The sequence below is a fragment of the Streptomyces ureilyticus genome, from assembly GCF_011045025.1.
Taxonomy (GTDB): Bacteria; Actinomycetota; Actinomycetes; order Streptomycetales; family Streptomycetaceae; genus Streptomyces; species Streptomyces ureilyticus.
This window is the reverse complement of record NZ_JAAKZX010000013.1, coordinates 81,199-87,982: the sequence shown is the minus strand read 5'-3', so window position 1 is coordinate 87,982 and position 6,784 is coordinate 81,199. Positions and strand designations below refer to the sequence as shown.

Sequence of the window (6,784 nt, the reverse complement as noted above, 5' to 3'; positions counted from 1 at the left end):
CCCCGACGCCCCCGTAGTCGCCCGAACTCAACGCCCAGCCGTAGGGCTCCAGTGCGGCCGCCACCTCGGCCCAGCGCGCACCCGGGCCGATGCGCACCCGGCGTGTCTTCCTGTCGAGCACCTCGATCGCATTCATCAGTGACACGTCGATGACGATCCCGCCGTCATTGGTGGAGCGGCCGGAGACCCCGTGTCCGGCGCTTCGCCGAGACAGGGCCACGCCGGGATGCCGGCGGGCGAACGCGAGCGCCTGTGTCACCTGCTCGTTCGTCGCCGCCCGCAGGATGATGCCGGGCGCACCGCCGCGCAAGTATCCGGACCGCAGCCGGGCGTAGGCCGGATCACCGGGCTCGACGACCTCGGCCATCTCCGGCGGAGCGCCCTCGTAGTCGATCCCCGGCCGGCGCCTGGCGCGCACGGCGGACCGCCGGACCCGCGCGCCCGACCATCCGCGCGGAAGCACCGCGTCCACGGCCGCCCGCAGGGCCGGGGCGACCTCGCTCGCGAAGCCTGCCGCGACGTCTCGCTCCTCGGTGTCCAGCACGACGGTGCCCACCCCGTGCTCGACGACGAGTGGCAGCAGGTCGTTCACCCAGTCCGCGGCGGTCCCGGTGAACCTGCCTGTCCGCTCGCCGAAGTCACCGCGGATTGTGACCCGTCTGCGGATCTCGCGGGGATCACGGCCGGCCCCTCGCGCCGCCTCGTCGACTGCGCGGTTGCCCTGCGTCAGCGTGGCGGCGTCGCACCCCGTCGACCACTCGTCAGCCCGCAGTCCGACCAGCCGGAGCAGGTCTTGGTCCTGGCCGTCCACGGAGATCGGCACGTCGTGCGCGGGCGCGGCCTTCTCAGCTCCCGCGAGACGGTAGAAGCGGCCGGTGAACCGGCCGAGGCCACGGTCGAGGACATTCCAGAGCTCGCGGACGACGGCGATCGCCTCACCCAGTGCCGCGACCGAATCGGCTGTCCCGGACGCGGCGGCTGACGGGCCCGCTCGGAAAGCCAGTTCGACCCTGCCTTCGGTGAGCCGATCCAGGCTTGCGACGGCTCGTGCGAGCATCGCCGGATGGAGGGTGGCGGGGCGTGCCTCCAGCACCAGTCCGAGAGAGACCGTCGCCGCGGCGATCCAGGACGCCACAGTCGACGGTTCGAGATCATCGCCGGCGGTTCCGGCCTGGACGACCAGCAAGTCCAGTCCCCACTGCTCGGCCAGGCCCGCCACTTCGACCAACCGGCCGGGTCCGCAGTCGGCGTCAGAGGGCAGGTGCAGCCCAAATCTCAGCGGGTGCCCGTAGTTCATAGCGCGTGGTGACAGGCCGAGTGTGCGTTCATGGGCCAAGGCTGCACGGCGATGATCACAGGCGACAAGCGGGACATGACCAGGTCATCAAAAGTGACACGCTCCAGTATCATGACCGTATGACCGGTCCTCGACAGCCCGATGATTCCTCCACCACCGCGGGCCAGAGCCGCCCGGAAGCGGGCTACGAACACATCGACGACGACGTGTGCCGCAGTTTTCAGCGCTCGGTCGAGGTCGTGGGCAAGAAGTGGAGCGCCGCGGTGCTCCTGGCGGCGATGCGGGGCGCGCGCCGATTCGTCGACTACCGAGCGCGGATCCCCGGAATCTCGAACCACCTTCTGTCCCAGCGTCTGCGTGAGCTCGAGGGTCACCGCCTCATTGAGCGGCTCGTGGTACCGACGACGCCGGTCCAGATCACGTACCGGCCCACCGAACAGGGCGCCAGCCTGATGCGTGTCCTGCATCCGCTGATCGAATGGAGCGCCAAGAACGAGGACATGGACACCTGACGAGCTGGTCGCAGGCCGCCCACGCACCCGATCCGTCGCGTACCGGGACCGGTGAGCGCGCGGGCGGCCGCTCGCGGTGTGGCTTCAGCGGTGCGGGGACAGGAACGGGTTACGGGACCAGGACGATCTTTCCCGTGGTGTGGCCGGCCATGATCTCGCGGTGGGCGGTGGCGGCCTCGCCCAGGGGGTAGCTGTCCGCGATCACAATGCGCAGGCGGCCTGCTGTCGCGGCTTCCGTGAGCTGCAGGCGGGCGGCTTCCCGGATCTCGGTGCCGGGATCCGCGCCCGGCGCACCACCCAGGAGCTTGATTCCCGCGCGAGCCCCGCGCTCGTGGCCCGCGATGGTGGCGATACGCAGGCGGTCCGGCACGAGCTCCACGGAGACGTCCACCGCCTCCTCGGTGCCCACGAGATCCGCGGCCGCGTGCACGCCCTCCGGCGCCACCGCGCGCACCCTGTCCGCCAGCCCCGGCCCGTACATGACCGGGATCGCTCCCAGCTCTCGCAGGAGGTCGTGCTTGGCCCGGCTCGCCGTGGCCACTACCGTCGCGCCGCGTGCCACCGCGAGCTGCACGGCCACGAGACCGACGCCTCCCGCGGCACCGTGGATCAGCACCGTCTCGCCCTTGCCCAGGCCGACCGCCTCAAGCGTGTGTACGGCGGTGACCCCGGCGGCCAGCAGCCCGCCGGCCTGCTCCCAGGACAGGGCGACGGGCTTCGGCACCACGGACGAGGCGGGCACGACGATTTCGGCGGCGTAGGCACCCGGCGCGGTGTAGGTGATCACTTCGTCACCCACCGCGATGGGGCCCGCGGGGCCGATCGCGTCGGCACCGACCGCTGTCACCACGCCCGCCGCCTCGACACCGAGCCGCACCGGCAGTCTCTCCGGATCGACACCGAAGGCGCCGCTGTACGACTTGTAGTCGAAGGGATTGACGCCGGCCGCGCGGACCGTGATCCGTACCTCGTTCGGCCTCGGCTCCGGGACGGCGACATCGATCACCGACAGGACCTCGGGACCCCCATACGCGCCCGCCACTACCGCAGTTGTTTCGCTCATACGAGAGGACAACGGGTGTGCGAGGCGCCCCATTCCTCAGGTCCGGGCCGCCGCCGCGTGCGGGGTCTCGTCCACGGGATGCACGGCGAGAGCGATCTTGCCGCGCGGGCGTTGGCGTCCTTCGTCGGCGGAGCCGCCTTCCAAGAGGCTGTGGGCGTGGGCGACGTCGGCCAGCGGCAGCACGGCGCCGATCACCGGCCGGAGTTCGCCCTGGTCGACCAGGCGGCCGAGGGCCTCGAGTTTTGCCCGGCCGGGACTGACGAAGAGGAAATGGTAGGTCGCGTTCACGCCCCAAGCGGCGAGGAGGTTCTGCGGCTCGGGAATGTCCACGATCGACACCACGCGGCCTCGGTCGGCCAGAGCCAGCGGACTGCGGGTGAGGGTGTCCCGGCCCACCGTGTCCAACACGACGTCCACCCCGCCCAGGGCCTGCACCTGCGGCACATAGTCACCGGCCGAGAAGTCGATCGTAACGTCCGCTCCCAGCCGGGTGACGAAGTCGTGATCCCTCGCCCGCGCGGTGGTGACCACCTCGGCCCCCAGCGCACGTGCGACCTGGATGGCGACCGAACCGACCCCGCCCGCGCCGCCGTGCACCAGGACCCGCTCCCCGGTCCGCACTCCGGCCCGTTCGACCAGCGCCTCCCACGCCGTCACCCCCACGAGAGCGAGACCGGCGGCCTCGACATGCGACAAGCGGGAGGGCTTGCGGGCGACCAGGGCCTGGTCGACCACATGGAACTCGGCATAGGTCCCCTGACCGGTGAACACCGGCGCCAAGTACCAGACCTCGTCGCCCGGACGGTAGTGGCCCGCCCCCGTGCCGGTCTCGACCACCACGCCGGACACGTCGTTGCCGATCACCGCCGGCAGCGCCACCTGGTCGCGGTAGTCGCCGCGGCGGGTCTGCAGGTCCAGGGGATTCACGGAGGTGGCCATCACCTTCACCAGCAGCTGGCCGGGCCCAGGGCTGGGCATGGGCAGTTCCCGTGCCGCGAACGCGGTGTCCGCACCACCGAAACGGACGAGTTCCATCACACGCATCGAAGAGGACATACGGCGAAGATAAATCGTCGTATCGCGAATCGTCAATATGAGAATGGGTTACGATCACGCCGTGTTCTCGGAAGAGCAGTTGCTGTCCGTATTCCGGGCCCTGTCCAACCCCGTCCGCCGCCAGATGCTGATGTGGCTCAAGGACCCCATGAGCTTCCCCGGCCAGAAGGCCGAGGACGTCGAGATCGGCGTCTGCGTGACCGACATCCAGCGGCGCATGGGCCTGGGACAGTCCACCACCTCCCAGTACCTCACCATGCTGCGGCAGGCAGGGCTGGTGGTCGCCACCCGACGCGGCAAGTGGACCTACTACCGCCGCGACGAGGCGAACATCGCCCGCCTCTTGGAGACCCTGCGCGACGTGTTCTAGCGCCTGGCCCCGGTACGGCGCCCCGGTGCGGCCGGTCTCAGCGGAACGCGGTGACGTTGCGGGCGGCCCAGTCGGCGAAGGGGCGCGGGGCGCGGCCGAGGACCCGTTCGACGTCCGGGCTGACGCGCTGCTCGGCCGGGCTCGGGTTGCCGACGGTGTCCAGGGTGTCGTCGGCGAGTTCCGCCGGCATGGTCCGGGCCATGGCGGCCCTGGCCTCGTCGCGGGTCAGCTCGTGGAAGGTCACGGGCGAGCCGCGCGCTGCCGCGAGGGCCTCCGTCTGCCCGCGCGGAGTGATCACCTCCGGGCCGGTCAGCTCGTACGCCTCGCCGGTGTACCGGTCCTCCAGCAGGCAGGCCGCCGCCACCGCCGCGATGTCGGCCGGGTCGATCACCGGCACCCTGACGTCGCCGAAGGGCACCGCGACGACCCGTCGCTCGCGGACGGACTCGGCCCACCACAGGGCGTTGGAGGCGAAGCCGCCCGATCGCAGCAGAGCCCACTGAAGGCCGGACTCCCGCACCGTGTCCTCCAGCTCGCGCATCGCGATCCGCGTCGCCCCGAAGGGCCTGGTCACCACGCCGAGCGTGGAGAGCAGGACGATGCGGCGGACCCCGCTGTCCACGGCCTCGGCGACGATGTCGGCGGGGTTGGCGCCGAGGGCGTGCAGATCGCCGGAGAGCAGCAGGAACAGCGACTTCGCCCCGGCCAGCGCGGGCCGCAGGCCGGCCGGCTCGGCGAGGTCGGCCACCTGGTGGCGGACTCCGTCGGGTACCGCCGCCGGGTGCCGGGACACCGCCGTCACCTGCTCACCCGCCTCCGCCAGCGCCCGCGTCAGCGGCCGGCCGATGTTTCCGGTCGCCCCGGTCACCACGATCATGATCAGCTCCTTCTCGGATGTCCTCTGTGGACCTGCACGCTAGGAGCGAGGACTAACTTTTGGTAAGGGCATACCTGGAGGTAAGCTCATGACATAACGGAAGGCGTGCAGCGCAAACGGGTCGGGACCGGCGAGCGGTATGACGTGTTTCACAGCGACTGCCTGGCGCGCGACGTGGTCGACCATGGGACCAGCAGGTGGGGCATCTGGGTGCTGATCGCCCTGCGGCGCAACGACCTCCGGTTCTACGAGCTGCGCGAGAGCATCCAGGGCATCAGCGAGAAGATGCTGGCCCAGACCCTGCGCACGCTGGTCGAGGACGGTCTGGTCTGGCGGAAGGTCGAACCGACGACGCCGCCGCAGGTCACGTACGGGCTCACCGGGTTCGGCCGGGACATCGGGGAGCCGCTGACGGACCTGTTCGACCGGATCACCCAGCGCCTGTCGGCGGACGGCACGCCCTAGCCGGCCCTCGGGGGAGGCCCGCTGTCAGTGGTGTCGGGCACGATGTCGGACGGGGCACAGGTACCGAGCACACGCACCAAGCGCACCTGCCGAACACGCTGCGGACGGACGACGGGCGGAGGGCCTGCATGGGTGACGACGGACGACGGCACATCGGGACGGCCGAGCGGCGGCACCGGCTGGCCCTGCGCCAGCGGCTGGCGGGGGCCGCGCGGGCGGGGAGCCCGGAGGAGGTCGCCGCATCACTGGTCGCGCTGCACGGCACCGACCCGGCGACGGTGCATCTGGCCGTGGGCGCGCGGCTGGCGGACGCGGCGGGACTGGTACCTCGCCCCCGAGCTGCGGCCCACGCTGTTCGACCGACCCGGCCGGGGAGGTCCTCTGGCTGTCGCCGGCACTGACGGGCCGCTCCCACGATCTGACGGCCGCCCGCATCCACAGATCCGCGGAGGCGGCAGCCTGATCACCGACGGCGGGATTTGTCTCCTGCCACCAACTCACGAGCCCTGCCCAGGACAGGCCGGCGGTGCCGAGAGGCCGCGTGTATGTCAGGCAGTACTGGGCGTTACGGACGATGTCGAGGCGGTTGTTGACCGCGTCGCGTAGAACGATCTCAGGCTTTGGACCGGTAGCGGCAAAGATCAGGTTCTTGAACTCTCCGTTGACACCCGTCATACCCAGCGACGCGAGCAGCATCATCGCGCGCCGATAGCGCACCGAACTCGTGCTGCCCCGGCACACGATCTGCTGCAGCTTCTGCCCCTCCTGGTCGATCAGTCTGCGTACACGACAGGCTCAGCCACCGCGCCTCCAGCGATCGAATGGACGTCACTGCACATCCAACCGTCGCGACCGCCAACCCCGCGAACCTTGGCGGGGACTGGACCACTTCGAGGGCTGCACCTGGCGCGGCTGGCACCACCACGTCACCCTCGTCACCGCAGCCCAGGCATTCCTCACCCTCAGGCGGCTCGACCCAAAAAGCCCACACACCGGCCTGACCCTCTACCAGGTTCTTGATCTCCTCCAAGACCTGTTGAGGTGCTGGACCGGTACCTGCACCACCTGCGGACGACCTCTAGCCAACCCGCGCAGCCGACGCAGACAGCCCAGAACCTAACGAAGCACTACTAGAGCGTGTCTC

Annotated in this window: 7 protein-coding genes and 3 pseudogenes; 6 read left to right on the top strand and 4 right to left on the bottom strand. The window is 70.6% G+C overall.

The features are described 5' to 3' along the window. On the bottom strand, positions 1–1,297 hold a 1,297-nt coding region (locus tag G6048_RS06880; RefSeq protein ID WP_165338533.1), incomplete at its 3' end, for an LLM class flavin-dependent oxidoreductase. Between the two features lie 119 nt (positions 1,298–1,416). Between G6048_RS06880 and G6048_RS06875 the strand changes: the two genes are divergently transcribed. Then, on the top strand, positions 1,417–1,809 hold the full coding sequence (locus tag G6048_RS06875; RefSeq protein WP_165338532.1) for a winged helix-turn-helix transcriptional regulator: 393 nt from the start codon (positions 1,417–1,419) through the stop codon (positions 1,807–1,809). 109 nt (positions 1,810–1,918) lie between these two features. On the opposite strand, the gene G6048_RS06870 is transcribed toward G6048_RS06875, so the two are convergent. Together G6048_RS06870 and G6048_RS06865 are read right to left on the bottom strand one after the other, a co-directional pair. After that, a complete protein-coding gene (locus G6048_RS06870) occupies positions 1,919–2,851 on the bottom strand; it encodes a quinone oxidoreductase family protein (RefSeq protein ID WP_165338550.1) in 933 nt (310 codons plus the stop codon). A gap of 57 nt (positions 2,852–2,908) precedes the next feature. After that, the gene (locus G6048_RS06865; RefSeq protein WP_165338531.1) at positions 2,909–3,928 is read right to left on the bottom strand and encodes a zinc-binding dehydrogenase; all 1,020 of its coding nucleotides are present in this window, start codon (positions 3,926–3,928) and stop codon (positions 2,909–2,911) included. A gap of 61 nt (positions 3,929–3,989) precedes the next feature. On the opposite strand from G6048_RS06865, the gene G6048_RS06860 reads away from it, so the two are divergent. Next, positions 3,990–4,298 (top strand): ArsR/SmtB family transcription factor, encoded by a 309-nt coding sequence (locus G6048_RS06860; RefSeq protein ID WP_165338530.1) that lies wholly within the window; start codon positions 3,990–3,992, stop codon positions 4,296–4,298. 37 nt (positions 4,299–4,335) lie between these two features. On the opposite strand, the gene G6048_RS06855 is transcribed toward G6048_RS06860, so the two are convergent. Continuing rightward, the gene (locus tag G6048_RS06855) at positions 4,336–5,175 is read right to left on the bottom strand and encodes an SDR family oxidoreductase (RefSeq protein WP_165338529.1); all 840 of its coding nucleotides are present in this window, start codon (positions 5,173–5,175) and stop codon (positions 4,336–4,338) included. Between the two features lie 93 nt (positions 5,176–5,268). Here G6048_RS06855 and G6048_RS06850 point away from each other — a divergent pair, with 93 nt between their 5' ends. The 4 genes and pseudogenes from G6048_RS06850 to G6048_RS51755 all read left to right on the top strand — a co-directional run. After that, the gene (locus G6048_RS06850; RefSeq protein WP_165338549.1) at positions 5,269–5,640 is read left to right on the top strand and encodes a winged helix-turn-helix transcriptional regulator; all 372 of its coding nucleotides are present in this window, start codon (positions 5,269–5,271) and stop codon (positions 5,638–5,640) included. Between the two features lie 98 nt (positions 5,641–5,738). Then, a pseudogene (locus G6048_RS06845) lies at positions 5,739–5,990 on the top strand (winged helix DNA-binding domain-containing protein); the annotation flags it as partial. A gap of 8 nt (positions 5,991–5,998) precedes the next feature. Beyond that, a pseudogene (locus G6048_RS06840) lies at positions 5,999–6,082 on the top strand (IS5/IS1182 family transposase); the annotation flags it as partial. A gap of 435 nt (positions 6,083–6,517) precedes the next feature. Continuing rightward, positions 6,518–6,680 (top strand): annotated as a pseudogene (locus tag G6048_RS51755) (IS701 family transposase); the annotation flags it as partial. Between the last annotated feature and the right edge of the window lie 104 nt (positions 6,681–6,784).